This is a genomic window from Paenibacillus ihbetae, from assembly GCF_002741055.1.
Lineage (GTDB): Bacteria > Bacillota > Bacilli > Paenibacillales > Paenibacillaceae > Paenibacillus_AQ > Paenibacillus_AQ ihbetae.
This window is the reverse complement of the sequence record NZ_CP016809.1, coordinates 3063435-3089049: the sequence shown is the minus strand read 5'-3', so window position 1 is coordinate 3089049 and position 25615 is coordinate 3063435. Positions and strand designations below refer to the sequence as shown.

The following is a 25615-nucleotide window of genomic DNA, read 5'->3' as shown; positions in this document are numbered from 1 at the left end:
GGGGATGGATATGTTCCAAACGATCGGTAAGTGGCTCAAATATTCGCTGGCCCAGACGCAGGCCCGACTGGTGCTCATTTTGACCGTGTCCGTATTCTTGATCATTTTGGCCGTCAGCCTGACCTCCTATTACACCTCCAAATCGGTGCTGCAGGAGGAGCTGAGCGAGCCGCAGCATCAAATGCTGCAGATCAGCATGAAATTCATTGACGACTCGATCCGGGAAAGCGACAAAATCGCGGTCCAGGTCGCCGTGAACGAGCATGTTTACCATTTCCTGACGAGCGAGAACCAGAATTCGGTCTCCAATATTTCCACCTTGTACCGGCTCCTGTCCACCTGGATCAACAATTCGGAGTACATCAACAGCATATACGTTTATGACATCGAGCGGGGCAGCTTCGTTTCACTGCCCCAAGGCTACAGCTCCAGCAGGCTGACCTTCGTGGATTCCGAGTGGACCAGCATCGCGGACGAATTCGGTGACGACATGATGACGATCCGCAAGCGGCATGTTCCCGAGGGGGCGGGGAACAAGGGCTCTGAGCTGACGCTGTTCCGAAAGATCATGATTCAGGGCAAATTTCGAGGCATCGTAGCGGTGAATTTGCGGGAAACGGAGCTGTTTGCCAAGCTTAACCCGCCCGCGCTTTCGCAAGTGGACAGCATGCGGTATATCGTGGATCAGCAGGGTCATGTGCTGTACTCGGTCTCCAATTCGGAGTTTAAGCCGGATGCCGTGACCCAGGCGCTGAACGAGCTGAAGGAGGACCGCTTCGGCGATTTTGTTCATGAAGGGCAGAAGCTGCTGGTGAACCAGATCGAATCGCCGCTCACCGGCTGGAAATATGTATCCATCGTGTCGCAGGACAGTTTGCTGGCCCAGTCCAAGAAGGTGCGCGACACCGTGCTGTCGGTCTCGGTAGCTGCCCTGGCACTGGGAGCGCTTACGATCCTGTACGTGAACTCGGCTGCATTCCGGCCGGTGCGGCGGCTGAAGCAGTTGTTTAGCGCCTACGAAGGGAAGATGTCCAGCCCGGACCGCATCGATCTGGAGAAGCTTGCTGGAGAGCTGCTGAGCAACCATGCCCATCTGTCCCAATTGGTTCGGGAGACGATCCCGGATGCGGCGTCCAAATTTTTGCACGATATCCACTCGGGGCATATGAGCGGACGGCGTGAGATCCGGGAGAAGTGGTCCCGTTATTTTGCCGAATGGACCGATGCTCCGGTGACGGTAGCCGTGCTGTCGATTGACCGTTACGACTCGTGGTCGCGCCGGTTCCCGGCAAGCGATCATTCCTTGCTTAAGTTCGCCTTGGCCAATATCATAGCCGAGCTGCATGAGCCGAAATGGAGGGTCGCCTGCGCCGATTTCGGGGCAGACCGAATGGCGATTCTCCTTCAGCCTCAGGAGGCCGAAGGACGTCCGCCAATGGCTGAGGCGATCGAAACGGTGTCCCGGCTGCTGAAGTTCAGCGTATCTGCGGGCATGAGCATGCCGCAAAGCGATGTCTGTAAATTGAAGCAGGCCATGCTGGAGGCGGAGAATGCGTTAACCTACCGTTTATACAGAGGCTATGGCCAGCTCGTGCCGTTCCAGGACGTATCCGCCCATGAGGTAACCGACAAGCAAGCGCCGGAAGACGGAATACGGGAATTGCTGGCCGCCGTGGAGAGCGGGGAAGGGGAAAAAGCGGTGGCCCTGCTGGAGCGTATTGCCGGCAATATCCGCAGTCGATATTGGTATCCGACGGAAGCGCTTGCCGCGCTGCAGTCTTTATTGGAACGCTTGCAGGGACTCTGCCCGGGCGGGGAAGGAGCCGAGGCAGAATCGGCCGGCCGGCTCGCCACGATGTATATCGAGGACATCGAAGCGGAGCTGACGGGCCTGATTAACGCATTGTCCGAACGCTACCGACGCTTGATCGGAAGCAAGGATTTTATCCTGTGCCAGCGGATGATGGAATACATGGAGCAGCATCTCGGAGAGCCGATCGGCATTCCGGAAATCGCCGACTCCATCGGCATCAGCAGCAGCTTGGCCAGCCAGCTGTTCAAGCAGGAGACCAATGAAACGATTTACAACTACTTAACCCGGCTGCGGATGGAACGCGCCGGGGAGCTGCTGATCAAGACCGACCGGAAAATATCCGATATCGCCCTGATGGTTGGTTATCAGCACGAGAACAGCTTCATCCGGAGCTTCCGCAAATTCAAGGATATCACCCCGGGAAAGTACCGGGATATGATGAGAACCCGAATGGACGCCTTATACGAATAACAGGGCATGTCCACAGCATGGAAGGAGAGCATGGAGATGGAGAGAAAGCAGATTGTAGAACGACATCATCCGGAGTTCGACAGGCTGAATCCATTATCGCCGCTGTCGGTCGGCAATGGGGAATTCGCGTTTACCGCGGATATTACCGGGCTGCAGACGTTTCCCGAGCAATACGAGGTGCCGCTCGGGACCCAATCGAACTGGGGCTGGCACTTTACGGGGGGACGCCGCCGATTCGATTGGAAGGATGCCGCGCTTCAACCGTTTGACACGCATGGCCGCAAGGTCGGTTATCCGATGAAGCCCGGGGATCGGGAGGAGGCGTATCAATGGCTGAGGCAAAATCCCCATCGCCTTCATCTCGGCCGCCTGGCCTTCCGATTTTTGGATGAGTCGGGAGAGGAGCTTGATTACGGTCATGCGGGCGGATTTCGGCAAAAGCTCGACCTCTGGACCGGGGTCCTGTCTAGCCGCTTTACCGTTCGCGGGGTGCCTGTCGACGTGACGACGGTTTGCCATCCTGATGCGGATTTGCTGGGCGTGAAAGTCGTCTCGCCGCTTGTTGGCAAAGGGCAGCTGCAGGTATTTATCCGCTTTCCCGCACCGGATATGACGCACACCTCCTGGTCCAAGTCCGTGCAGCTCGACTGGGCGAATGACCATCGTCATGAAACGGTTCTGCTCCGGCAGGAGGATGGGGCGGCCTGGATCGAACGAACGATGGATGAGGACCGCTATGCCGTCCGGTGGCAGTGGAGCGGGGGGCGGCTCGAGCAGACGGGTCAGCATGAGTTTACGCTGCATCCGGAAGGAACGGGCGAAACGCATGTTGACGAGCTGGCGTTCTCCGTCGGATTTGCTCCGAGTACGCCCGCTGCCGCCGAGGTGGAAGACATAACGGCAGCCAGCGCCCGTCACTGGGAAGCCTTCTGGCAGAGCGGGGGGGCGATCAGCTTCGAGGGCAGCTCCGATCCGCGGGCCTTTGAGCTGGAGCGGCGGGTGGTCTTGTCGCAATGGCTGTGCGCCGTTCACAGCGGCGGCTCCATGCCGCCGCAGGAAACCGGCCTTATGTACAACAGCTGGTTCGGCAAAGCGCATCTGGAGATGCACTGGTGGCATGCGGCACATTTTGCGTTATGGGGCCGGGCTTCGATTCTGCGGCGCAGCATGGGCTGGTACGACCGCATCCTGCCGGTCGCCCGCGAGCTGGCCAGGATGCAAGGCTATGAGGGAGCCCGCTGGCCGAAGATGGTGGGCTTTGACGGCTATCCCTGTCCGTCGCCCGTCGCTCCCGGCCTGATCTGGCAGCAGCCGCATCCGATCGCGATGGCGGAGCTGTGCTATAAGGCGGAACCGACAACGGCGACACTGCGAAGACTCCGCGACATCGTGTTCGAATCGGCTGACTTTATGGTGTCCTATGCCCATTGGAATGAGGAGACCGGCGCTTTCGATCTCGGTCCGCCGCTCATTCCTGCGCAGGAATGCCACCCTATGGACGGCAGCGTCAACCCGCCGTATGAGCTGGAATATTGGAGATATGGCCTTCATATTGCGGTGAAGTGGGCCGGCCGCATGGGGATCCGGCCGAATCCGCGCTGGGCGGAGGTAGCAGGCAGGATGGCATCGCCGCCGCAGAAGGATGGCGTCTATTTGGCTCATGCGCTGGCCCCAGATACGTTTACGGCGAAGAATCATGATCATCCGTCCATGCTGTGTGCGCTGGGCGTGCTTCCGGGCAGGCTGATCGATCGGGAAACGATGCGCCGTACGCTGAAGAAGGTGAAGGACGTGTGGCAGTGGGAGACGGCATGGGGATGGGACTTTCCGGTATGTGCCATGACGGCGGCCAGGCTAGGCGAGCGCGATCTGGCTGTCGATTTTCTCTTGATGGACGAGGTGAAGAACACGTATTTGCCGAATGGGCACAATTATCAGCGTCCCGGCTTGTCCGCATACCTGCCGGGCAATGGCGGACTGCTTGCGGCGGTTGCCATGATGGCCTGCGGCTGGGAGGGGCAGGAGGACCCGGGCGCTCCCGGATTTCCGTCCAGCGGCTGGAATGTGCAGTGGGAAGGATTGAAGCCGTGGTTGTAGCATTGTTGTAGCATTGGATGAACCCTGGTTCGAAGGATGGGGAATACGCTGGACTGGAGGAAGGCATTATGGCAAAAGGAACGGTATGGAAACCGGAACGGAGGCAATACCGGGACCGGTTGACGGGAGTTGAGGTCGCGCAGCTGACCGACTACAAGGCACACAGCCACCATTTGTATTTTACGGAAAACGGATGGTATGACGGGGGACGGCGGCTGCTGTTCGTATCGGACCGCGAAAACAGCGCCAACCTGTACAGCATGGAGGTGGAGAGCGGCGAGATGCTGCAGTTGACCGATTATCCGGATAATGATGAGCTCGATGCCTGTCTGCTGCCGGATGGGACCGCGGCATTCGTCCGGGTGGGCCGAAGCGTACGCCGGCTCGATCTTGCAACGCTGGAGGAAGTGGAGCTATATGAGGCGCCTCAGGGCTACACGATCGGCAATTTAAGCTGCCCGGCCGGCGGCCGGTCGGTGGTTACGTGCATCCAGGAAGATCTGTCGGACCGGATCAAGCTTGATCTGGGCAATGGCTACGTCGGCCACCGCGAGTTGATGCAGGCTCAGCCCGACAGCCGGATCATCCGGCTGGATGCGGAAGGGAGGACGCAGCCGGAGACACTGTATGAAGACCATAACTTCATCACCCATATCAACGCTTCGCCGGTGGAGCCGTGGCTGATGACGTTCTGCCACGAAGGCCCCTGGCATGAGGTGGACCATCGCATATGGGGGCTGGATCTGCGGAGCGGAGAGGTTTGGAAAATCCGGGAGCGCCTCGAGCCGGGAGAGAAAGTAGGCCATGAGTTCTTTTATCCCGACGGCGTAACGATCGGGTATCACGGCTTTCGCGTAGACGGCACGAATTTTTTCGGCAGCATCCGGTATGACAATACGGCGATGGAGGAGACGGAATTCGGCTTTGATACGTGGCATGCGTATGCCGATGGCCTCGGGCAGGCCGTCGTCGACGGCAAGGGGGCGGTCCGCACGCTCTCGGTGTGGCGCAAGGACGCCGGCGGGATATATCAGGGGCCGAGCATGCTGTGCGAGCTGCGGTGCAGCTTTCACTCCCAGAAGGTGCATGCGCATCCGCGCTTTGATCCGGAGGGCAAACGGCTGCTGTTCACAAGCGACAAAAACGGCTACGCCAACCTGTATTTGGTTGACATGCCCGATCAGTTCGATATGCTGCCCCCGTTCTCGGTCTGAAATGAAGAGAAAGGAGTGAATTACATTGACAGAAGCAACAGTTACGGAACGGATGCCGGTCCGCATCGGCGACACGATCCTGTCCGCCTGCGTGGACGGGTATCACCCGGGCATCGCCAACAAGTGGGGATATGTGGCTGGAATGGCTCTAACCGCGCTTGGAAGGCTGGGCGATTGGACAGGTGAGCAGCGGTATCATGAGGCGGTTAAGCGCCACATGGATGTCTTTATCCGGGATGACGGCTCGATCGCAGGGTACACGCTTGAGGAATACAATCTGGATCATATCAACAAAGGCAAAAATCTGCTCCGCCTGTGGCGGACCACGGGGGAAGCCAGGTACCGCCAAGCCGCCGAGCTGCTTGCGTCCCAGCTGATCGGGCAGCCGCGGACGGATGAGGGCGGTTTTTGGCACAAAAAGATTTATCCGTATCAGATGTGGCTGGACGGTCTTTATATGTCCTCTCCGTTCATGGCGGAGTATGCGGCTGCGTTCGGGGAGCCGGAATGGTTTGACGAGGCAGCACGGCAGCTGCTGCTTATCGAGCGGAGGACGCGCAATCCAGAGACGGGGCTGCTGCATCATGCCTATGACGAGAGCCGGGAGCAGCGCTGGTGCGATAAGGAGACCGGGCGCTCACGGCACGTCTGGGGACGCGCCATGGGGTGGTATGCCATGGCGCTTGTGGATGTCCTGGAGTTCTTCCCGGTCCGGCATCCGCAGCGCGGGCAGCTGATGGGCATTTTCGAGCGGATGGCCAATGCCCTTGTACGGGTTCAGGATCAGGCAAGCGGTTTGTGGTATCAGGTCATGGACTGCAACGGCCGGCAGGGCAACTATCTGGAAGCTTCCGGTTCCTGCATGCTGACCTACGCTTTGGCGAAGGGCATTCGCCTCAAGTATTTGGCCGAAATCGACCGGGAGGTCGTGGAACGCGCCTATGAAGGCATTAAGAAGCGCTTCGTTACCGTGGACGGGGAGGGTGTCCATCTTCACAGCATTTGCCACGGCGCAGGACTTGGCGGGCGCAAATACCGTGACGGCTCGTATGCGTACTATATCAGCGAGCAGGTTGTCAGCGACTCGTTAATGGGCGTCGCTCCGCTCCTGCTGGCCAGCATGGAAATGGAGAGACTGGCGGCGGAAGGGGAAGGCGGTCGCCCTCAATGAATGCCGGGAATCTGCTGACTTTGCGATATCCGGCATCCTGGTGGCGCAATATGTGGCGAGAGGCGCTGCCATCCGGGAACGGCACGATCGGGGCCTCCGTCTTCGGCGGGGTTCAGGAAGAGACGGTGCTGCTGAACCATGAAGGGCTGTGGCATTGGGGACGGAAGGACCCGTTGCCGGATGTCAGTTCTGCACTGCCGGAAACGCGAAGATTAATGGATGAAGGGCGCCATGCCGAAGCCAGCTGGAAGCTGGCGAACGCATTGCGGGAGCGGGGGTACGGCACCAAGCTTGCCTCCCGGTTTCCGCTGGCGGCGATCCAGCTGCGGATGCCTGGAAGCCGGGCATTCCGGGAATACCGGCGTACGCTTGATATGGAGACAGGGGAGGTATCCGTCCGGTGGTCCGATGGTGCGTCCCGGTATGTCAGGCGGCTGTTTGTTTCCCGCGCGGATTCGGTTGTCGTTTACGACATCCGCCTCGGTGAGCCTGTATGGGAAGATTGCTCCCCTTCCGGTGCACGAGCCGAGCGAGCTGGCGATCCAGGGGATGGAGGAGGGAAGCTCTGCACCGTTTCCGGCGAGATTGGACTGATACTCTATCCGAGCGAGCGCTGGGGGGATTCCCCCGAGTTTAAGGAGCTGGCCGATTCGCTGACCATTCAAGCCGAAGGCTGCTATATCCGATATGCCGCCCGCAACGATGACGGGGAAGACTTCGGGGCCGTGCTGCGGATCATCGGCGAGGACGGGCGCTCCCATACCGGTAAGGAAGGGACGACGATCAGGTTTGAAGCCATGCGAAAGGCGCTGATTCTTGTTAAGGTGTTTGTCGGAGGGCGGCGCGAAGCGAAGTGGAAGGAGCTCGAGCAGGAGCTGGCTGCTCTTCCGGATGCATGTGAATACGAACGGCTCCTTCAGCGGCATGCCGAGCTGCATGGGCCGTTGTTCCATTCCGCTGCCCTGGAGCTGAGCGGAGCCTCCGATGACGGTCGCTCAGGCGAAGAGCTGCTGCTGGAGGCTTATGAAGGCCAGGCCCCAGCTGCGCTTGCCCGCAAAATGTGGGCGTATGGCCGGTATCTGTTCATCAGCGGGACAGGGGCGGAATCGGGTCCGTTCGGGTTATACGGCTTATGGGGCGGTGACTACCGTCTGGTCTGGTGCCATCACATGGCCAACGAAAACATACAGATGATGCACTGGCATGCCAATGTCGGCGGATTGTCCGAGCTGGTCAAGCCCTTATTCCGTTATTACGGCAGTCTGATGGAGGATTTCCGCGACAATGCCCGCAAGCTGTACGGCTGCAGAGGGATATACATTCCGGCAGGCACCACGCCAGGGATCGGCTCACCCAGTCAGATCGTGCCCGTCATCTTGAACTGGACGGGGGCTGCCGGGTGGCTGTCCCGGCATTTCTACGAGCACTTTCTGTACACGGGGGATACCCGGTTTCTTCAAGAGGAGACGCTGCCGTTTATGCAGGAGGCCTGGCAATTCTATGCCGATTTTGCGACGGAAGGCGAGGACGGCTTCCTCAAGCTGTATCCTTCGGTTTCACCGGAGAATACGCCGCGCAATTTTATGCCCGAAGACGGCAGACAGCTGGCTCACCCCATGCCGACGACGGTGAATGCAACGATGGACATAGCCATTCTGAAGGAATTGCTTACCCATCTCATCGAAGCGGGAAGAGCGATCGGCGTTCCGGATATGGAACGAGCCGCATACGAACGGATGCTGGCGAAAATTCCGCCCTATCGGACGAACCGTGACGGCGCCTTGGCGGAATGGCTGGATCCCGCCTTCGAGGATCGCTATGATCATCGGCATCTTTCGCATATCTACCCTCTGTTTCCCGGTCATGAAATTACCCGGGAATCGTCACCTGAGCTGTTCAGCGCCTGCGAGAACGCGGTGCGGCTGCGCCGCATCGAGGCGCAAAGCGGCTGGTCGCTGGCCCATATGGCTTCCATCTACGCCCGGCTTGGCGATGGGGATCATGCGCTGGAATGTCTGGATATGCTGGCGCGCTCCTGTCTGCTGCCAAATCTGTTTACGCTCCATAACGATTGGAGAGGCATGGGGATTTGCATGGATATGCCTGCTGCCCCTGTTCAGCTCGATGCGAATATGGGATGGGTTCATGCGGTGCAGGAAATGCTGCTGCAGGTATCGCCGCGCATGGTGAGGCTGCTCCCAGCCCTGCCTCGACGCTGGCGCAGGGGCCGGTATGCCGGTTGGAGATTCCATACGGGGCAGATTGCCGCCGAGTGGGACACCGATACCGGATGGCTGCAGGCCGAGCTTCACGCCGAGCGACAGACCGATACGGTCGTTTCCTTGCCGGAATGGACCGGAGCATGCTCATTCTCCGGAGAAGGGGATGTTCAGCCGTCGGAGCAGGGCCGCCGCTGCTTCGCCTTACGGCTGAGGCCTGGAGCACGGCTCACGTTCCGGTGCCGTCCCGATCGGTAAAGCGGGAGGCGCGGGTTCCCTAAGAAGCACCGATTCGGCGAACCGACCGGTTTCGCCTGCCCCGCATAACAGTAAACGAAAAAAGGCACCTTTCGAACCCCGGCCTCGGGCTATTGTTCGAAGGTGCCTTTCTTAGAATATCAGAGCGTATAAGCTTCGGAGAATCCGCTGTCTGATCACGCACGGAAAACGATCGCAACACGCGATTGGTCATCTTTTTAAGAGTACGTCGACAGACCTTTTTCTTATCGTTCATGCATAATAAAAAATCGGATAAGTTCAGGGAACCCAAGACGATGTCAATCGGAATCTTACTTCAGCTGAACGCCGAATACCGAGCCCGGGGCACCGGCAAACACGATCGTGCCGTTCTCCGGCAGCTTAACTTCGTTCGATCCGCTGACAAGGGAGTAGTTCAGGACCGTTCCCAGTTCGTCATAGACGGCAAATGCGCCTTCTGCAGGCAATGTGACGGTAAGGGTCTTGCCGGCCGCTCCTTTAGGAACCGTATACCATTTGGCGTATCCGTCGGAATGAATGGTCACCGTGGATCGCTTGCCCTTATACAGGGATTTGAGGCCGTCTTCGCTCATATACAGCGTTCCGGAAGCGTTGAAATACTCGACACCCTTTTCTTTGGTGAACTCGATGTCCAGCGTATCCCGGCTGCCCGTACCCGGAACGTTGTGCTTGGTCGTTGCCCGGTCGCGATCGGTGATTGCCATGTCGAGCACATAACCTTTAAGCTCAGGATTGCGGGCAATTTGCATGGTCGGCTTCATCATGAAGTAGGCGAGGGACGTGTATTTTTCGTTCAGCGGATAATAGGTTTTGCCATCCCGCTTGCTCCAGGCCGCCTCGACGTCAGCGGTCAGCTTGTTCTCGTCCAGCTTTTCGGCTAGATATTGGGAAATCGCTACCTGTCCGAGCTCCGGAACGGTGGCATATTGTCTTACCCAGAGATAGGTTCGGCCGTTGTCTTCCGTGACGAAGCTGGCTTTAATCGTGCCGGCCTCATCGATGAAGGCACCATCCTTGGTATAAATATATTTTTCTTCCGGATAATTCGGCACTTGCGGAACAGAGAGGCTGAGCACGCCTTTTGGATCCAGCTTTACACGAATCTGCTGCTTGGAAGCACCGTAGTATCCGTCATACTTCAGCAGGTCGCTTGGAAGCTCGGCTTGCACCGGCTTGCCGAACGATTTGTCGGGCTTGAACTCTTTAATTGTACCCTTCTCCTTCAAAGCATGGAGCAGCAGCTGGGTTGCCAGCAGCTGGTTCGTCGAGCTGGAGCCGCCGGATGACAATACAGCAGCAGCCATATCCTGCTCCGGAAGCACGATGAGGGAAGCATGGTACAGGATCGTATCGCCGCCCTTTACCAGACCCTTCATGCCGTAGTCGTTAAACGGATACAGCCGCACGCTGTCCCAGCCAAGGCCGAAATCGAACGAGTTGTCCGCATCCTCCGGCCACAAGCCGCGTTTGTACTCTTCCTGCTCCATCGCGCGTAAGGAGGCTTCCGAAAGAATACCCTTGGCTTCGCCGGTGAAGATGGTACCGAACTTAACAAGATCTTCCGCCGTGGAGTAAATGCCCCCGGTTCCGATCACGTTGACCGTCTCATTCGGCAGCTGCTCCGGATACGTCGGATAGTACAGGCCTGCCATTTGGTCGAGATCCAGATCGTCCTGTGACGTCTTGGTATGGTTCATCCCCAGCGGCTTTGTAAAATGCTCATGAATGAATGCGGTAAAATCTTTGCCGCTGACGCGCTCCACCAAAATTTCGGCCAATGTAAAGCCGTCGTTGCAATATACGGAGAATGCGCCCGGATCTGCTTTTAACGTCTGGGTGGACAGCTGCTCAAGCAGCGTATCGTGTGCGTAGGTGTCGTTATCCTCGAACAAAAAGGCATTGCCAAGGCTGGAGCCCTGCAGGCCCGAGGAATGGTTAAGCAGCATGCGCGGGGTGATCTTCTTGTAGCGCTCGTCTTTCATTTTGAATTCGGGTATGTACTGGACCAAAGGCGTATCAAGATTAATCTTTCCGGCCTCCACCAGCTTCATCACCGCAGCGGTCGTAAACACTTTGCTCGTCGAACCGATGCCGTACATCGTATCCTTCGTGAGCGGGATCTTTCCTTCTATATCGTTCATGCCCGACTGGCCCGATGCTTTAATCTCTCCGTTGTCGATTAGGGCATATTGGACGCTGATCGTACCGTACTGCTCGGTAAGAAGCGCCGCTTTCTCCGCAGCGATCTCCTGAAGTCCTTTGGTCGAGGCCGCCGGGTCACCGCTTGCAGCCATAACGCCTGATGGAACCAACAGGGTAAGCGTGAGCAAGCCTGCCAACATTCGTGAAAGTCGTTTCTTCAATGATAAACCTCCTTATGGTTGATGTATCACTTAGTACGTTTTACCAGCCCGAATGGTTCAATGTTTTTTCGAAAAAAAATTTAAACTTTCTCCAAATCGCCCTCGACAAAAGAGAGCTTCAGCGCGTGGAACGGAAATTTGGCGGTTCCCTTCAGCTTCTTATCGTCCACCACGATGCGGCTCCCCGTTCTGGTCAGAATCGGGGTATCCCCGTTGGACTCCAGAATGCAATCACCTCCAATCCGGCTGAGCAGGCGCCCTGTGAACGCCATAAGCTTCTCTGCCCAGTCCGGCTGGCTCGGCAGGATGTCGAACCACAGGCTGAACCGGAGCGGCATGCCGTAATCCTCGCTTTTGAACATCAATCCCTGTCCGCCTTCTTGGGCGGTCATGGTTGCCCAGTCGAATGAAATGACAAGCTCCTCCGGCGTATGTCGAATGACGTCCCCGTCCCCGGCATGCAGCGTTACAAGCGTTGCGCTCAGTTCCTCGAACGATGAGCCTGTTCCCAAATATAAATTGTAAAACACCGAGATCCACTCCTATTCTATTTTGGAAACCATCTCGTGATGGTCCCGTCTTTAACAACGAACAGCTCGTCAAGGCCCTCGATCGGCCAATCATCGAACTGTTTCATCAGCTTATCCATCGAGCCCGTGTAATCGTCGAGATTCAGAACGATGCCGCCGGCCTGCCGCTCGGTTTTGCCAACAACCGTGGACCAGATATTCCGGACGTTGCCCGTATCAGGCGAATAACAGTCAAAGGCTTTGCCGTTGATCAGAAAATCCGGATTAGATTCGGGCAGAATGCCGTGTCCGTTGCCGCCCTTCGTGCCGGGGAGCATTTCAACATCGTACCCTTGCGAGGCCAGCAGGTCGGCGGTTTCGTTTTGCCGCATGATCGGCCGCGGGTCGTTGGGATCAGGCGTTTCGTAATTGCCTCGCGGCTCGCCGCCGGACGTAGTAGGCTCGGTCAAGCCGGAATCCTCCGGCTTGTTCTCCGGCGGATGATTCTCCCCGGATTTATTTTCGTCGGGTTTATTCACATCTGGTTTATTCTCATCGGGTTTATTCTCGTCAGGTCTGTTATCTTCCGGTTTATCGTTGGGCTTGTTTTGGCCGGGTTTAGTGTCTTCCGGCTTATCGTCCGGCTGCCGGTTCTCGGGCTCCGGCTTTCCGTTCGGAGTTTCATGCCGGTCAGGCATGCCCCGCGTGTCGCCGTCCGGCTTTGGTTTAAGGCCGAGCTTCGATTGAATGGCATCCAGCAGGCCCTTTGCTCTCGGTCCCAGCCGGTCAGACAGCCATCGCAGCCCTCTTCCTACCGGAATCCGGTCGAGAAGAAAGGCCGTGAGCCCCGCCAGCACATGCTGCGGCGAGAGCAGCTTCTTCGGATCGCGGATGTAGCTGGCAATGCTGTGTCCGCTTGATGCGATATCGAGTCCGGTCAAGGCAAGCCCGAGGGCGGGCCAGAACCCGACGAACATAAAGCCCAGGGCGAACGCGCCGAGAACGATCGCTGCCTGCTCCCACCCGCTGAGGCGGTCCCACCAGCTCTGAAGCGAATCGAACAGGCAGGCGAAGCAGGCGGAATCCGGGGTCTGCACCATCTGAAATCCCGAGAAGACGCCTGCGGCAAGCAGGAGAACGGCCAGGGCTCCGAGCAGCACCCCGTATTTTTGCAAATGCTCATGAACGGTAAGTTCCCGGCTCTTAGCCTCTTCATTCCCATATAGAAAGGAGAAGCCGAGCTCACGCCTTGCTCTGTAAAAGGCAAGGAGATTTCCGAACCTTTTTCTGCTGCTGAACAGCGCGGTTAGGGTATGAAACAACTCGGAGAACGGATTAAGCATGGGCTCCTGACCGTACCTAGGCAGGCGCTGTCTAACCTTGTTCAAGTCGACGTAGTCCATGATCAAGCCGCCCGCCAGCATAAGCAGGAACATGTCTTTGACCCGGTAGCCTTCCCCGGTCCATTCGTGGACGGTCATGATCCAGTCCGGCAGCCGGCTTTGCCCGTTCCATGCCACGTGATTCAATATGGCCCAGAGGAGCAGGATGACCGGAAACAGGTAGACCCACGGAGTCAGCTTACGACGGAAACGGACGGCGAATCCGACGCCAAGGGAAATCACTGCGGTATGTAAGGGATGACCTTCACTCATCATTAACGGTACAATGCTTTCCTCGAAGTATCCCGGAAATAGGGTGAACAGGTCCCAATGGATCGTTTTGCCGCCTAACAACGTTACGCTGTAGTCGTACTGCCGGGCAAGATAACCGTCATTGACCCAGCGTCTGGAGAGCTCCTCGATGAGTTGGAAGCCGACGCCCGGGGCTGCGCCCAGGAGCACGTAATCGCTGAGGCTTAGCGCAGACGCCCTTCGGGAGAAGAACAGGAATGCCGCGAGCGGCAGCAGCTTCAGGGCTTCTTCCACAATGGGGGTGGCTACGGCCATGGACCAGGTATCCGAGGTGCGGCCGCCAAAGATCAGATGCAGCAGCTGAATCGTTAGGTTCGTAAGCGGCACGACCAGGATGACTCCGGACAGCACCATCAGGCTGACATGCTTCCACGGGAGCGTTTTGCTCCGGCAGAGCAGCCAGAACTGCAGCAGCACGTAGAATGACCAGAGGTACTGAACCATCATGAGACGGGAATCCCTAACAAAGATGAGGCTGATCAGGAGAAAGATCAAGGAAAGCCAGGAAAATGCATAGTAAACCTTTATGACCAAAGGGTGCTTCGCGAGCCAGGCGCGCGCTGCTTCGTATACTTGCTCCACCGCATCCCGAATGCGGGTTCGGACCATCGTGATGGACATCGTTGCTATGCTCCCCCTCCCGTGAATGACCAAGCTTTTGCGCGAGAATCGGCGCGGGTTCGGATGGTGCTTTTTCCAATATTTTTACACATTCCCGGTTTCGTGTGAACCAATATAAGGAAACTTCCCGAGCGGCCGCACAAAAATGATGCCAACGTACGAGAAGCGGGAGTGCGAAAATACCCATATCCTCAATTCCGCACAATTTCGGCAAGCCGGACGCAGCTGCTCCCGAGCCCTTCACCAATTTACTACTTTTATTTTCGCAGCAAATTTCTATTTCGCATTCGGGTCTCTACTGGATTGCCCATTCTACGGGCATTACGCCCCAAACAGATCATCATGGATTCCGCAAGCGAAGTTCTCTATAATCTTATATAATGAAACCAGCAAAGGCCTAAGGAGGAGTAGCATGAAATTCCGCGTTTCCGCCGTGCAGTACCATCTGCACACGATCCAATCGTTTGATGATTTCGCTCAGCAATCAGAGCATTACATACGGACAGCCGAAGAGTTTGAAGCTAATTTCGTGCTGTTTCCCGAATTCTTCACAACCCAGCTGATGTCCATTGGGGACGACCAGGGAAAGGCGCTATCGATCAATGATTTGCCGGATTTCACGGACCGCTATCTGGAGCTGTTCGTCCGGCTTGCCAAGCAATATAACATGCATATTATCGGCGGCACGCATGTGATTCGGCGGGCAGGAAAGCTGTATAACGTGGCGCATCTGTTCTACCCGGACGGGCGCGTGGCCGAGCAAGCCAAGATCCATATCACTCCGTCGGAGGTTACCGGATGGAATATGGGGGCAGGCGAGGGGCTCGAGGTGTTCGAGACCGAATATGGCACGATTGCCATGCTGACCTGCTATGATATCGAATTCCCTGAAATTGTGCGGATGGCGAAGGCCAAGGGCGCCGACGTCATTTTCTGTCCGTCCTGCACGGATGACCGGCACGGCTTCCACCGCGTCCGGTATACGAGTCACGCCCGTGCGATCGAGAACCAGGTCTATGTCGTGCTGACCGGCACGGTCGGCTCGCTGCCGACGGTCGATTTGATGCGGGCCAATTTCGGCCAGGCGGCCATTATTACGCCGAATGACGTTCCGTTTCCCCCGAAAGGACTGCTGGCCGAAGGCGAGCTGAACCACGATATGATTATTACAGCCGATCTGGATTTAGACCTGTTGTATCAGGTCCGGGAGAAAGGTTCCGTTACGACGTGGCGCGACCGCCGCACGGATCTTTATCCGGATTGGGAGTAAAACGGATCGATACAAAACACGGAAAGGCAGGGGGCGGCATGAGCAGCTATTTTCAGCGGTTTTACGTATTTGACGGCGACCGGCCGGTACCGGTTGTCATACGCGGCTATACGGCGGACGATTTCGACGAGCTGATCGTGATTCAATCCGAAACCTTCCCGCCGCCGTATCCATCCGAGCAGTGGTGGAACAAGGAACAGCTGACCCAGCATATAACCCGGTTTCCCGAGGGCGCGTTATGCGTGGAGGTGGACGGGGTGCTGGCCGGATCGATTACCTCGCTGATCGTGGATTACGATCCTTCGGAGCCGGCTCATTCCTGGGCGGATACAACGGACAACGGGTATATCCGGACCCATACACCGGACGGCAATACGCTTTATATCGCGGATATATGCGTGAGACCCCGGTTTCGTAAACTGGGGCTGGGCAAATGGCTCATCCAGTCGCTGTACCATGTGACCGTGCAGCGCGGGCTGGACCGCCTGCTGGGCGGCGGCCGGATGCCGGGCTATCACAAGTACGCGGACAGGATGAGTGCCGAATCCTATCTGGAGGCGGTCGTCCAGGGGAAGCTGCATGACCCGGTGATTACGTTCCTGCTTCGCTGCGGGCGCACGCCGATCGGCGTCGCGGCCGATTATCTGGAGGATGAGGAGTCATGCAATTACGGGGCTTTGATGGAATGGCGCAATCCGTTTAAAGCTGTACGGGGCGGGCTTAGTTAAAGTCTTCCATAGCTATGCATTATGCAAGGATGAAGAGGCATAATCTACGACCATTAATGAAGGGGGCTTTGCAGTCATGGAATATATTCGGATTACTAGTATCGAGGACCCGCTGTTTCGCAGCATGCACAATCTGATGAAAGAGGTGTTTCCGCCTGAGGAGGTGCTGGAATACGAGCTGTGGAAGGAACCGCTTGAGGACCCCGGTATCCGCGTGTTTGTAGCGCTGCATGAAGGGGAAGTGGTCGGGACGACCGAGTACCGGTATTACGAGGATTGGAACGTGGCGATGACCGACTTTACGATCATCGGCCGCGAAGGACTCGGCATCGGCCGGTTCCTCGCGCAGCATCGTTTGAAGGACCTGCATGCCCTGGCGGCGGCCAAAGGGAAAGAGCTGCTTGGCATGTTTGCCGAAATTTATGATCCTTATCGGGTCAGCGACTACGAATTCGGCGGAATCAAGCCGATGGATCCGTTTGTACGGCGCGAGGTGCTCTCGCATCTTGGCTACAAACGTACCGATATCGACTATGTCCACCCGTCCTGGAACAACGACGGGGAGGCGGTAACCGGCCTGGACTTCTGCTTCATGCCGAGCGATGACAGCATGTCGGAGCTGCCTGCCGAGCTGATCGTGAATTTCCTGACGCGCTACTACGCCGTCCTGCCGGAAAAGCCGCAAGCATGGCTTGATATGGTGGCAAAGCTCAAGCAGCGGGAGAAGGTAGCGCTGCTTCCCCTGTAATTTATGGAAGCTTGGTTCCCTGGGGAACCAAGCTTTTTCTTATTCCTGCTTTAGAACAGAAGGTCGGCCGGTAGCCTGATGCCGTGAGGGGCGGAAGGGAAAATAAGCAGGCTTTTTGTCGCAAAGTATGGCGCAAACCCTGCATGAAGAAGTATAATTTCTGAAGTATTGTACCATCCTCATTTGAATTGCCGGCCCATACTGGATATATTAATACAATAGGTAGGAAAAAGAGGAGCGTATCATGAACGACCGAAAACAAGCGACCATCCGTCTTCAAAGTCTTCACGAAGGCGAGAATACGGTTCAGGAGCTTCCGGCTGAGGTGATCTCCAAAGGGAAGGCCTTGTATGTCCGGTATATCGAACCGAAGACGGGGCCGCATCAGGGAGAAACCCGGGCGATGCTGAAGCTGACCGAAGATGAGCTGAAGCTTATCCGCCACGGGGAAGTGGAATCTGAACAGACGTTCAGATTAGGACAGAGGCTGCCGGGATTTTACCGTTCTCCGTTCACCTCGTTTAATCTGTCTACGCACACTCAGCGCCTGGAGCTTGCCGTGGAAGGTATGTCCGGACGCGCCGCATGGGTGTATGATCTATACGTGCTCGATGAGTTTTCGGGGCACTTTTCCATAAGTTTGACTATTCAGGAGGCTCATGAATCATGACATTGAATCCACTAGACCATATTAACGGGCTGGTCGCGGAAGCGGTGGCCGATGCCGCCGTCGCTGCCGGACTGGTATCCCGCGAGGAGCTTCCGGCAATTACGCTGGAGGTCCCTAAAGATAAATCGCATGGGGACTTGGCTACGAACGCTGCGATGCAGCTGACCCGGATCGCCAAGAAGAACCCGCGCCAGATTGCCGAGGCGATCCTGGAGCATTTGGACACGGCGAAAGCCTCGATTGAGAAGGCCGAGATTGCCGGTCCCGGCTTTATTAACTTTACCTTGAACAAAAGCTACCTTTACCCGGTCGTAGCCCTGGTTCACGAGCAAGGAGAGCGTTACGGCCGCGTCAATATCGGCGAAGGCCGGAAGGTTCAGGTGGAGTTTGTCAGCGCCAACCCGACGGGCAGCCTCCACCTTGGACATGCCCGCGGAGCGGCAGTCGGCGACGCGCTCTGCAACGTGCTGGACTTTGCGGGTTACGATGTGACGCGGGAGTACTATATCAATGACGCGGGCAACCAGGTGGTCAATCTGTGCAAATCGCTTGAAGCGCGCTATTTGCAGGAGCTTGGCCAAGAGGCTGAAATGCCGGAGGACGGCTACCACGGCGAAGATATCAAGGGCTTTGCCAAAGAGCTTGTCGCAGAGAAGGGCGATTCTCTTCTGGCGATGAATCCCGGCGAACGGACCGCGTTTTTCCGCCAATTCGGGCTTGAGAAGGAGCTCGACAAGATCAAGCGCGACTTGAATCGGTTCCGCGTGCATTTTGACGAATGGTTCAGCGAAACCTCGCTGTACGAGGACGGACTGGTGGAGAAGTCGCTCGAGGAGCTGAAGGCCAAGGGCGAAGCTTATGAGAAGGATGGAGCGGTCTGGCTGCGCACAACAGACTACGGGGATGACAAGGACCGGGTCCTGGTTAAGAATGACGGGACGTATACCTATCTGACGCCGGACATCGCCTACCACCGCAACAAATACGAGCGCGGCTATGACCGCATCATCAACATTTGGGGCGCTGACCACCATGGCTATATTCCCCGCATGAAGGCGGCCATGGAGGCGCTGGGCAACGATCCGGAGAAGCTGACGGTATTGATCGCGCAGATGGTGAGCCTGTTCCAGAACGGTGAGAAGGTAAAGATGTCCAAGCGTACCGGCAAAGCGGTCACGATGGAGGATCTGATGGATGAAGTAGGCGTGGATGCGATCCGCTACTTCTTCACGATGCGGAGCATGGACTCCCATCTCGATTTCGACATGGACCTGGCGGTTTCCACCTCCAATGAAAATCCGGTGTTCTACGTTCAATATGCGCATGCCCGCATTTGCAGCGTATTCCGCCAAGCGGAGGAGCAAGGTATTGCTCTCCTTCCGCTTTCCGAGGTTAAACTCGGCGTGCTCACGGCGGAGCATGAATATGACATTTTGCGCAAAATCGGCGAGCTTCCGCAAGAGGTGTCGGTTGCTGCCGAAAACTACGCGCCGCACCGGATCATCCGTTATGTATACGAGCTGGCTTCGCTGTTCCACAGCTATTATAAAGCCCAGCGCGTAATTACCGAGGATGCGGAGCAGACGCAGGCGCGACTGGCCCTGCTGGGAGCCGTGCGCACGGTTATCGCGAACGTGCTTCGCCTGGTCGGCGTATCGGCGCCGGAACGAATGTAGGATATTTCCATACGCATAATCATCGACAGCCGCTTATCCATGATGGAAAGCGGCTGTTTCTATGGGCAGCGGCGTACAGGAGCTATTCGATTCGGGCAGGCCGAAGCGTTCTATAATTTCATGCCCTCGCGCAAAAACTTCAGGGCATTTACCTCCCCGTCGGAAGCGCTGAAGCCCTTCTTCAGTTTAAGCGGGGTGGAAGTCCGGCGCAGCAGGGACTTGACCGTCGCCTGTTTAAGGTCGGGCTTTTGGGCGAGGAGCAGCGCGATGGCTCCGCTGATATGCGAAGTGGCCATGGAGGTGCCGCTCATTTCATGATATTTGCCTTGCAGCCAAGTGGATACGATTTTGTCGCCGGGAGCGTAGATATCGACAAATTGCCCGCGGTTGCTGAAAGCGGGGATTTTGCGGTTCCGGTCGGTTGCTCCAACGGAAATGGTATGGGGGTAGCGGGCCGGGTAATCGGCCGTGCGGCGCTTGCCGTCGTTTCCGGAGGACGCAACGATAATAAGCCCTGCCTGATTGGCCTTGCTGACGATATCCAGCAACGTTCTGCTCCGGGTCTGCATGCCGAAGCTCATATTGATGATATTGACCTCGGCCCGGACACACCAGTCAATGGCCGTTATGATATCCGATACAAAGGCCGACCCATTGTGGTCAAAGGCTTTCACCGGGTAGACCACCGATCTGGGCGCAACGCCAATCATGCCTTGCGTGCTGTTCGCCGCAGCAATCGTGCCTGATATATGCGTGCCGTGCCCGTTGTCATCGTATGGCGGGATGTTCCGGTTCACAAGATTGACCCCCTTCGCCAGGGAGTATCTCAAATCCGGGTGGGCAAAATCCACACCCGTATCAATAACGGCAATCTTGATCCGGTGACCCGTTGAGATCGACCAGGTTTGCGGGGCTTTGATCTGTTTAATCCCCCATGGGATCCCGGTTAGCGTTCCAATGCTTCCCTGTATCGCTTGGATATGAACCTGGTGATCCTCCTCGATCATCAGCTCGTTCCGGAATTCCGCCTCGAGCTTTGCGGTTTGGGATGCCGGAGCGATGATGGTCCGGACTAGCGGCGAGAAGCTGACTGAACCGACCAAAAGGCTTTTTCCGGTGAGTCGCTTCCATTCGCTGATGCACGCATGGTACAGCTTAGGGTCATGAAACGTCAGGAGCCGCCGGTTCTCTCCCCGGACGTTCCGCATAGGGTTCGTCTCCGCAAGTAGTGATTGCATGATCCGGGTGTAGTCCATGTGTGGCAATCTCCCTTCTCGATGAACCGTTGCTTCAGTATTGTATGAGCCGGGGAGGGAGCCCGAATGGGACGCAGCCCTTTTTCCGGGAAATAGGCCCTGTTTCCCGTGTCAAAGCGATAGGGCGAACATAAGATACATGGAGGGAGCCTGCAGAGGTTCTTTCATCTATCCCGTAAGGAGTCGATCCTAGGGGCGGATACAGTCGGAAGGCGGAGATGAAGAGTCTCCGCCTTTTTCCATGCATAAGATGCCAAGCGCATAAAAACTTGATTTTTATGTTTAAATAGGTTTTACTTAGTTTTGATAATGGATATGTTGAGGGTATAACGTGAAGATTGTGTGAGAGGAAGTGTACGCTTAGTGAGTAATCCGCTCAATTTAAAGATCGATCCGGAGAAGATCCAGGAAATCCCGATGGTTGACCTGGCTTTTATGGTTCTGAAGGCGGCCAATACGCCGTATTATTACCGTGACCTGATGAATGAGGTGGCCAAGCTTCGCGGCTTTACGGAAGAAGAGATTAACGAAACGATTGCCCAGTTATATACCGAGATCAATATAGACGGACGTTTCGCTTGCGTCGGAACGAATCTGTGGGGATTGAAGCGCTGGTACCCTCTGGAGCGCTCCGAGGATCCGATTGCGAACGCCAAGCGTCCTCGCATCATCAATGACGAAGACGATGACGACGATGATTTCACCGATGAAGAGGATACGTACAGCGTGGATGACGTCGAAGACGATTACGACAGCCTGGATGACGAGGATGACGATCTCTTCGCCGAGGACGACGATGCTGACGCTGACGTTGACGACGATGTCGTGATCGATGACGACGATTTGGACGATGAGGATGCCGAAGCCGAGGAAGAAGAGAATCTGGATGGCGAGGAATTCGAAGAGGACGATCTGGATTAATCCCTGATCGGAAATCTTGGAATGCGACTTGCCGCGTCCTGTTTCAGCTGGTCGTGAACGAGATTGGAAAACAGGGGGATTTTAAGCCTGTTTCTTCCCTTGACAAGCAGACAAGGCACAGAGTAAACTATTGCTTGGGCTTATGATTGTGGATTAAAATATGTTTAATATAAAAGTGCCCCGTTACTACTCGGGGTCACTTTTTTTGTTTTTATGAGCAGGTATAGCGTTGTCTTCTGTAAGAGGACATTTCTGCTCATAGGGATGTCTTCTCCAAGACCTCATGATCGATCTGGATGTAGTCTTTGCAGAAGACAAGGATGAAGGTATCAGAACCTGTTCCTGCCCGAATGCGCATGATTGCAAGGTCTGTGCGCTTATCGTGGCCGCCTGGATGGATAGCCGAATCGAAGAGGCGGGGACGGTTTGTAATAGGTCGGAGGTCAGCTCGCTCACCCTTAGGGAAGCGGGCCGTGCTTTTTGTTGGTCCCCTCTGATGAATCTGGGGAAAACGGGTTAGGATAAACATCATATGTCGCCTGAAGTTATGGAGATTATATAGGAGGGTTTTTAACAGTGACAAAGTATATTTTTGTAACAGGCGGGGTTGTATCATCTCTCGGGAAGGGAATTACCGCCGCTTCGCTCGGCCGATTGCTGAAGAACAGAGGACTCAAGGTAACGATTCAGAAGTTCGATCCGTACATTAATATAGATCCGGGCACGATGAGTCCCTATCAGCATGGCGAAGTATTCGTAACGGACGACGGTGCGGAAACCGACCTGGACCTCGGGCACTATGAGCGATTCATCGATATCAATCTGTCGAAGAACAGCAATGTTACGACAGGGAAAGTATATTCCTCGGTAATCAGCAAGGAGCGCCGCGGCGAATATTTGGGCGGTACGGTACAGGTTATTCCGCATATTACGAATGAAATCAAGGAGCGCGTATTCCGTGCAGGACGTGAAGCCGGCTCGGATGTGGTCATTACCGAAATCGGCGGTACGGTCGGCGATATCGAGAGTCTTCCGTTCCTTGAAGCGATCCGTCAGATCAAGAGTGACGTCGGCCGCGAGAACGTGATGTATATCCATGTAACCCTCATTCCGTTTATTAAAGCTGCCGGCGAAGTGAAAACAAAGCCGACCCAGCACAGCGTGAAAGAGCTCCGCAGCATCGGCATCCAGCCGAATGTCATCGTATGCCGTACGGAGCATGAGCTTTCGACCGAAATGAAAGCCAAAATCGCGCTCTTCTGCGACATCGATCCGAACGCTGTTGTTGAATGCCGCGATGCATCCTCTCTGTATGAAGTGCCGCTGAACTTGCGTGACGAGGGGCTTGACGAGATTGTCGTTAACCATCTGAAGCTGACTACGCCGGCGCCTGACATGAGCGAATGGGAGGCTCTGGTTGAGCGTGTATCCAAGCTGGAGAAGACGGTGGAGATCGCCATCGTGGGTAAATACGTGGCGCTTCACGATGCTTACCTCAGCGTGGTTGAATCCTTGTCCCACGCCGGATTTGATGCCAATGCCGAGGTAAAGATCCGCTGGGTGAACGCCGAGGAGATTACGGACGACAACGTGGAAGAGGCTTTGAACGGAGTCGGAGGCATCCTCGTACCGGGCGGATTCGGCGACCGGGGCATCGAAGGCAAGATCAGCGCGATCCGGTATGCCCGTGAGCGCAACATTCCGTTCTTCGGCATTTGCCTTGGCATGCAGGTATCGGTGATCGAGTATGCCCGCTCCGTCTTGGGATTGCAGGGTGCGAACAGCTCCGAAATCGATCCGGCAACCGAATATCCGGTCATCGATCTTCTGCCGGAGCAGAAGGATGTCGAGGATTTGGGCGGAACGATGCGCCTCGGCTTGTATCCGTGCAAGCTGGCTCCGGGCTCGCTGGCCGAAGCCTGCTACAAGGACGAGCTGGTGTATGAGAGACATCGTCACCGGTATGAGTTCAACAACCAATACCGCGAAGACATTGAAAAGGCCGGATTGCGCATTTCCGGAACATCGCCGGACGGACGTCTGGTCGAAATCGTGGAGATGCCGGGACATCCTTGGTTCCTTGCGGTGCAATTCCATCCGGAATTCACATCCCGTCCGAACCGTCCGCAGCCGCTGTTCCGCGAATTTGTGAAAGCTTCGATTCAGCATCAAGTATAATCGGCGAGTCATAGCCGTACTGCGTCCATTACAACGTACGATAGTCCCCTTTAATCAGACCGTGAGACGGTTTGCTTAAAGGGGATTTTTTTATGCTGAGCAGGCGCCATACTATTTAACAGCAAAGGGGATTTTTGTGTTTTGACAGTGCATTATTTTCCAGAAATTTTTCGAAGGGAAGGAAGGATTTCGACTGAAGCGGGCGAATACAGTTAATGGTCGGTTTATGGGGCGTTAAGGGCTTTTAGATTTGCGTAACATCAATGCCATTTAAGGATCGGGAGGCTTTGAAGAATGAACGAACCAAGCAAACACAAAGTGTTGATCGTGGATGACCAGAACGGAATTCGGATTCTGCTAGTGGAAGTGTTCAGCAGCGAGGGATATGAAACGTTCCAGGCAGCCAACGGCAAGGCGGCTTTGGAGATCGTGAAGCTGCATGAACCGGATTTGGTACTGCTCGATATGAAAATTCCGGGGATGGACGGGCTTGAGATTCTAAAGCATATTAAACAGATGAATCCGGATATCAAGGTCATCATGATGACGGCCTACGGCGAGCTGGATATGATTAAGGAAGCGACGGATCTCGGCGCGCTGATGCACTTTACGAAGCCCTTTGATATCGACGAGATGCGGCAGGCCGTCAATATGCAGCTGAAGGGCGCCGCGAATAAGATAGGATGAGCTATGAATTCTGCTTCAATGGCGGAGTTCTTTTTTTTGCCAATATGTGATGCAGGGGATTCGGGAAATGCTTGTTTAGTATTTACGACGCGATGTGGTATAATAAATGCGTATGTTATGTCGGCTATAAACCATAGACAAACTAAGCATCTTTAGGAGGATGAAACCATGCCATTAGTATCAATGACAGATATGCTGAACAAAGCGCTGGAAGGCAAGTATGCTGTTGGTCAGTATAACATCAACAACCTTGAGTGGACTTACGCGATTCTGGAAGCGGCTGAGCAAGAGAAATCCCCGGTTATTCTCGGTGTTTCTGAAGGCGCAGCACGTTACATGGGCGGCTTCAGCACCGTTGTGCACATGGTTAAAGGTCTGATGGAAGACCTGAAAATCACGGTTCCTGTAGCGATTCATTTGGACCATGGATCCAGCGTCGAGAAATGTAAAGAAGCGATTGATGCGGGCTTCACTTCGGTCATGATCGATGATTCCCACAGCCCGATCGACACAAATATTGCAACAACGAAGCAAGTTGTCGAGTATGCTCATGCCAAGGGAGTATCCGTTGAGGCAGAAGTGGGCATGGTAGGCGGCCAAGAAGATGACGTGATCGGCGATGTTATGTACGCGAAGCTTGACGACTGCGTGCGCATCGTGAACGAGACGGGCATCGACACGCTGGCACCTGCGCTTGGATCCGTACACGGACCGTACAAAGGCGAGCCAAACCTCGGTTTCAAAGAGATGGAGGAAATTCGCAATGCCGTGAAGCTTCCGCTCGTTCTTCATGGCGGTACCGGCATCCCGACGCATGATATCAAAAAAGCGATCTCGCTCGGCACTTCCAAAATCAACGTCAACACCGAGAACCAAATTTCGTTCACGAAAGTGGTTCGCGAAGTGCTTGCCGCTAAACCGGAAGCTTACGATCCTCGTACGTTCCTGAAGCCAGGCCGTGAAGCGATCAAAGAAACGGTTGTCGGCAAAATCCGCGAGTTCGGCTCCAACAACAAAGCGTAAATTTCTT

18 protein-coding genes are annotated in these 25615 nt (G+C 55.8%); 14 read left to right on the top strand and 4 right to left on the bottom strand.

The genetic code is table 11. The features are described 5' to 3' along the window. The first annotated feature begins 10 nt into the window (after window positions 1–10). From BBD41_RS13795 to BBD41_RS13775, 5 genes are all read left to right on the top strand, one after another. Entirely contained in the window at window positions 11–2284 is a 2274-nt protein-coding gene (locus BBD41_RS13795; RefSeq protein ID WP_077571117.1) for an AraC family transcriptional regulator, read from the top strand. Window positions 2285–2314: 30 nt separating this feature from the next. Continuing rightward, window positions 2315–4381, top strand: coding sequence for a glycoside hydrolase family 65 (locus BBD41_RS13790; protein ID WP_099477920.1), 2067 nt, complete (start codon window positions 2315–2317; stop codon window positions 4379–4381). Between the two features lie 68 nt (window positions 4382–4449). Further along, window positions 4450–5595: an oligogalacturonate lyase family protein gene (locus BBD41_RS13785; RefSeq protein ID WP_099477919.1), complete on the top strand. Its 1146-nt coding sequence runs from the start codon at window positions 4450–4452 to the stop codon at window positions 5593–5595. Window positions 5596–5620: 25 nt separating this feature from the next. Beyond that, entirely contained in the window at window positions 5621–6766 is a 1146-nt protein-coding gene (locus BBD41_RS13780; RefSeq protein ID WP_099477918.1) for a glycoside hydrolase family 88/105 protein, read from the top strand. Beyond that, complete coding sequence (locus tag BBD41_RS13775; protein ID WP_099477917.1) at window positions 6763–9243, top strand: glycosyl hydrolase family 95 catalytic domain-containing protein; 2481 nt, start codon at window positions 6763–6765, stop codon at window positions 9241–9243. Before BBD41_RS13780 ends, BBD41_RS13775 begins: the two co-directional genes overlap by 4 nt. Window positions 9244–9554: 311 nt before the next feature. Here BBD41_RS13775 and BBD41_RS13770 read toward each other — a convergent pair whose 3' ends face one another. The 3 genes from BBD41_RS13770 to BBD41_RS13760 all read right to left on the bottom strand — a co-directional run bounded on the left by BBD41_RS13770 (window position 9555) and on the right by BBD41_RS13760 (window position 14451). Continuing rightward, on the bottom strand, window positions 9555–11627 hold the full coding sequence (locus BBD41_RS13770; protein ID WP_099477916.1) for a serine hydrolase domain-containing protein: 2073 nt from the start codon (window positions 11625–11627) through the stop codon (window positions 9555–9557). A gap of 80 nt (window positions 11628–11707) precedes the next feature. Then, a complete protein-coding gene (locus BBD41_RS13765; RefSeq protein WP_099477915.1) occupies window positions 11708–12157 on the bottom strand; it encodes a SitI3 family protein in 450 nt (149 codons plus the stop codon). Window positions 12158–12174: 17 nt separating this feature from the next. Beyond that, window positions 12175–14451: a CdiA C-terminal domain-containing protein gene (locus BBD41_RS13760; RefSeq protein ID WP_237087074.1), complete on the bottom strand. Its 2277-nt coding sequence runs from the start codon at window positions 14449–14451 to the stop codon at window positions 12175–12177. Between the two features lie 412 nt (window positions 14452–14863). Between BBD41_RS13760 and BBD41_RS13755 the strand changes: the two genes are divergently transcribed. From BBD41_RS13755 to argS, 5 genes are all read left to right on the top strand, one after another. Next, entirely contained in the window at window positions 14864–15721 is an 858-nt protein-coding gene (locus tag BBD41_RS13755; RefSeq protein ID WP_077571049.1) for a carbon-nitrogen hydrolase family protein, read from the top strand. A 38-nt stretch (window positions 15722–15759) separates the two neighbouring features. Then, on the top strand, window positions 15760–16449 hold the full coding sequence (locus tag BBD41_RS13750; RefSeq protein WP_099477914.1) for a GNAT family N-acetyltransferase: 690 nt from the start codon (window positions 15760–15762) through the stop codon (window positions 16447–16449). 76 nt (window positions 16450–16525) lie between these two features. Further along, window positions 16526–17197 carry a GNAT family protein gene (locus BBD41_RS13745; protein WP_099477913.1) on the top strand — a complete coding sequence of 224 codons (672 nt, stop codon included), beginning with the start codon at window positions 16526–16528 and terminating at the stop codon, window positions 17195–17197. A 244-nt stretch (window positions 17198–17441) separates the two neighbouring features. Further along, entirely contained in the window at window positions 17442–17867 is a 426-nt protein-coding gene (locus BBD41_RS13740) for a YwiB family protein (protein ID WP_099477912.1), read from the top strand. Beyond that, window positions 17864–19543, top strand: coding sequence for an arginine--tRNA ligase (gene argS / locus BBD41_RS13735; RefSeq protein ID WP_099477911.1), 1680 nt, complete (start codon window positions 17864–17866; stop codon window positions 19541–19543). Before BBD41_RS13740 ends, argS begins: the two co-directional genes overlap by 4 nt. 110 nt (window positions 19544–19653) lie before the next feature. On the opposite strand, the gene BBD41_RS13730 is transcribed toward argS, so the two are convergent. After that, a complete protein-coding gene (locus BBD41_RS13730; RefSeq protein WP_099477910.1) occupies window positions 19654–20799 on the bottom strand; it encodes a S8 family peptidase in 1146 nt (381 codons plus the stop codon). A 363-nt stretch (window positions 20800–21162) separates the two neighbouring features. Here BBD41_RS13730 and rpoE point away from each other — a divergent pair, with 363 nt between their 5' ends. The 4 genes from rpoE to fba all read left to right on the top strand — a co-directional run bounded on the left by rpoE (window position 21163) and on the right by fba (window position 25608). Beyond that, entirely contained in the window at window positions 21163–21720 is a 558-nt protein-coding gene (gene rpoE, locus BBD41_RS13725) for a DNA-directed RNA polymerase subunit delta (RefSeq protein WP_099477909.1), read from the top strand. A 576-nt stretch (window positions 21721–22296) separates the two neighbouring features. Beyond that, window positions 22297–23898 (top strand): CTP synthase, encoded by a 1602-nt coding sequence (locus BBD41_RS13715; RefSeq protein ID WP_077571036.1) that lies wholly within the window; start codon window positions 22297–22299, stop codon window positions 23896–23898. 294 nt (window positions 23899–24192) lie between these two features. After that, window positions 24193–24585 carry a response regulator gene (locus BBD41_RS13710; RefSeq protein ID WP_077571034.1) on the top strand — a complete coding sequence of 131 codons (393 nt, stop codon included), beginning with the start codon at window positions 24193–24195 and terminating at the stop codon, window positions 24583–24585. 168 nt (window positions 24586–24753) lie between these two features. Next, on the top strand, window positions 24754–25608 hold the full coding sequence (gene fba, locus BBD41_RS13705) for a class II fructose-1,6-bisphosphate aldolase (RefSeq protein WP_077571032.1): 855 nt from the start codon (window positions 24754–24756) through the stop codon (window positions 25606–25608). Window positions 25609–25615 lie beyond the last annotated feature (7 nt).

What these genes read in the sequence shown, in the direction of transcription:
- BBD41_RS13740 (WP_099477912.1), top strand. Translation starts at nt 17,442, where the DNA reads ATGAACGACCGAAAACAAGCGACCATCCGTCTTCAAAGTCTTCACGAA.
- BBD41_RS13795 (WP_077571117.1), top strand. Translation starts at nt 11, where the DNA reads ATGTTCCAAACGATCGGTAAGTGGCTCAAATATTCGCTGGCCCAGACG.
- BBD41_RS13710 (WP_077571034.1), top strand. Translation starts at nt 24,193, where the DNA reads ATGAACGAACCAAGCAAACACAAAGTGTTGATCGTGGATGACCAGAAC.
- BBD41_RS13785 (WP_099477919.1), top strand. Translation starts at nt 4,450, where the DNA reads ATGGCAAAAGGAACGGTATGGAAACCGGAACGGAGGCAATACCGGGAC.
- BBD41_RS13730 (WP_099477910.1), bottom strand. Translation starts at nt 20,799, where the DNA reads ATGGACTACACCCGGATCATGCAATCACTACTTGCGGAGACGAACCCT.
- BBD41_RS13755 (WP_077571049.1), top strand. Translation starts at nt 14,864, where the DNA reads ATGAAATTCCGCGTTTCCGCCGTGCAGTACCATCTGCACACGATCCAA.
- BBD41_RS13750 (WP_099477914.1), top strand. Translation starts at nt 15,760, where the DNA reads ATGAGCAGCTATTTTCAGCGGTTTTACGTATTTGACGGCGACCGGCCG.
- BBD41_RS13790 (WP_099477920.1), top strand. Translation starts at nt 2,315, where the DNA reads ATGGAGATGGAGAGAAAGCAGATTGTAGAACGACATCATCCGGAGTTC.
- BBD41_RS13775 (WP_099477917.1), top strand. Translation starts at nt 6,763, where the DNA reads ATGAATGCCGGGAATCTGCTGACTTTGCGATATCCGGCATCCTGGTGG.
- fba (WP_077571032.1), top strand. Translation starts at nt 24,754, where the DNA reads ATGCCATTAGTATCAATGACAGATATGCTGAACAAAGCGCTGGAAGGC.
- BBD41_RS13745 (WP_099477913.1), top strand. Translation starts at nt 16,526, where the DNA reads ATGGAATATATTCGGATTACTAGTATCGAGGACCCGCTGTTTCGCAGC.
- argS (WP_099477911.1), top strand. Translation starts at nt 17,864, where the DNA reads ATGACATTGAATCCACTAGACCATATTAACGGGCTGGTCGCGGAAGCG.
- BBD41_RS13760 (WP_237087074.1), bottom strand. Translation starts at nt 14,451, where the DNA reads ATGTCCATCACGATGGTCCGAACCCGCATTCGGGATGCGGTGGAGCAA.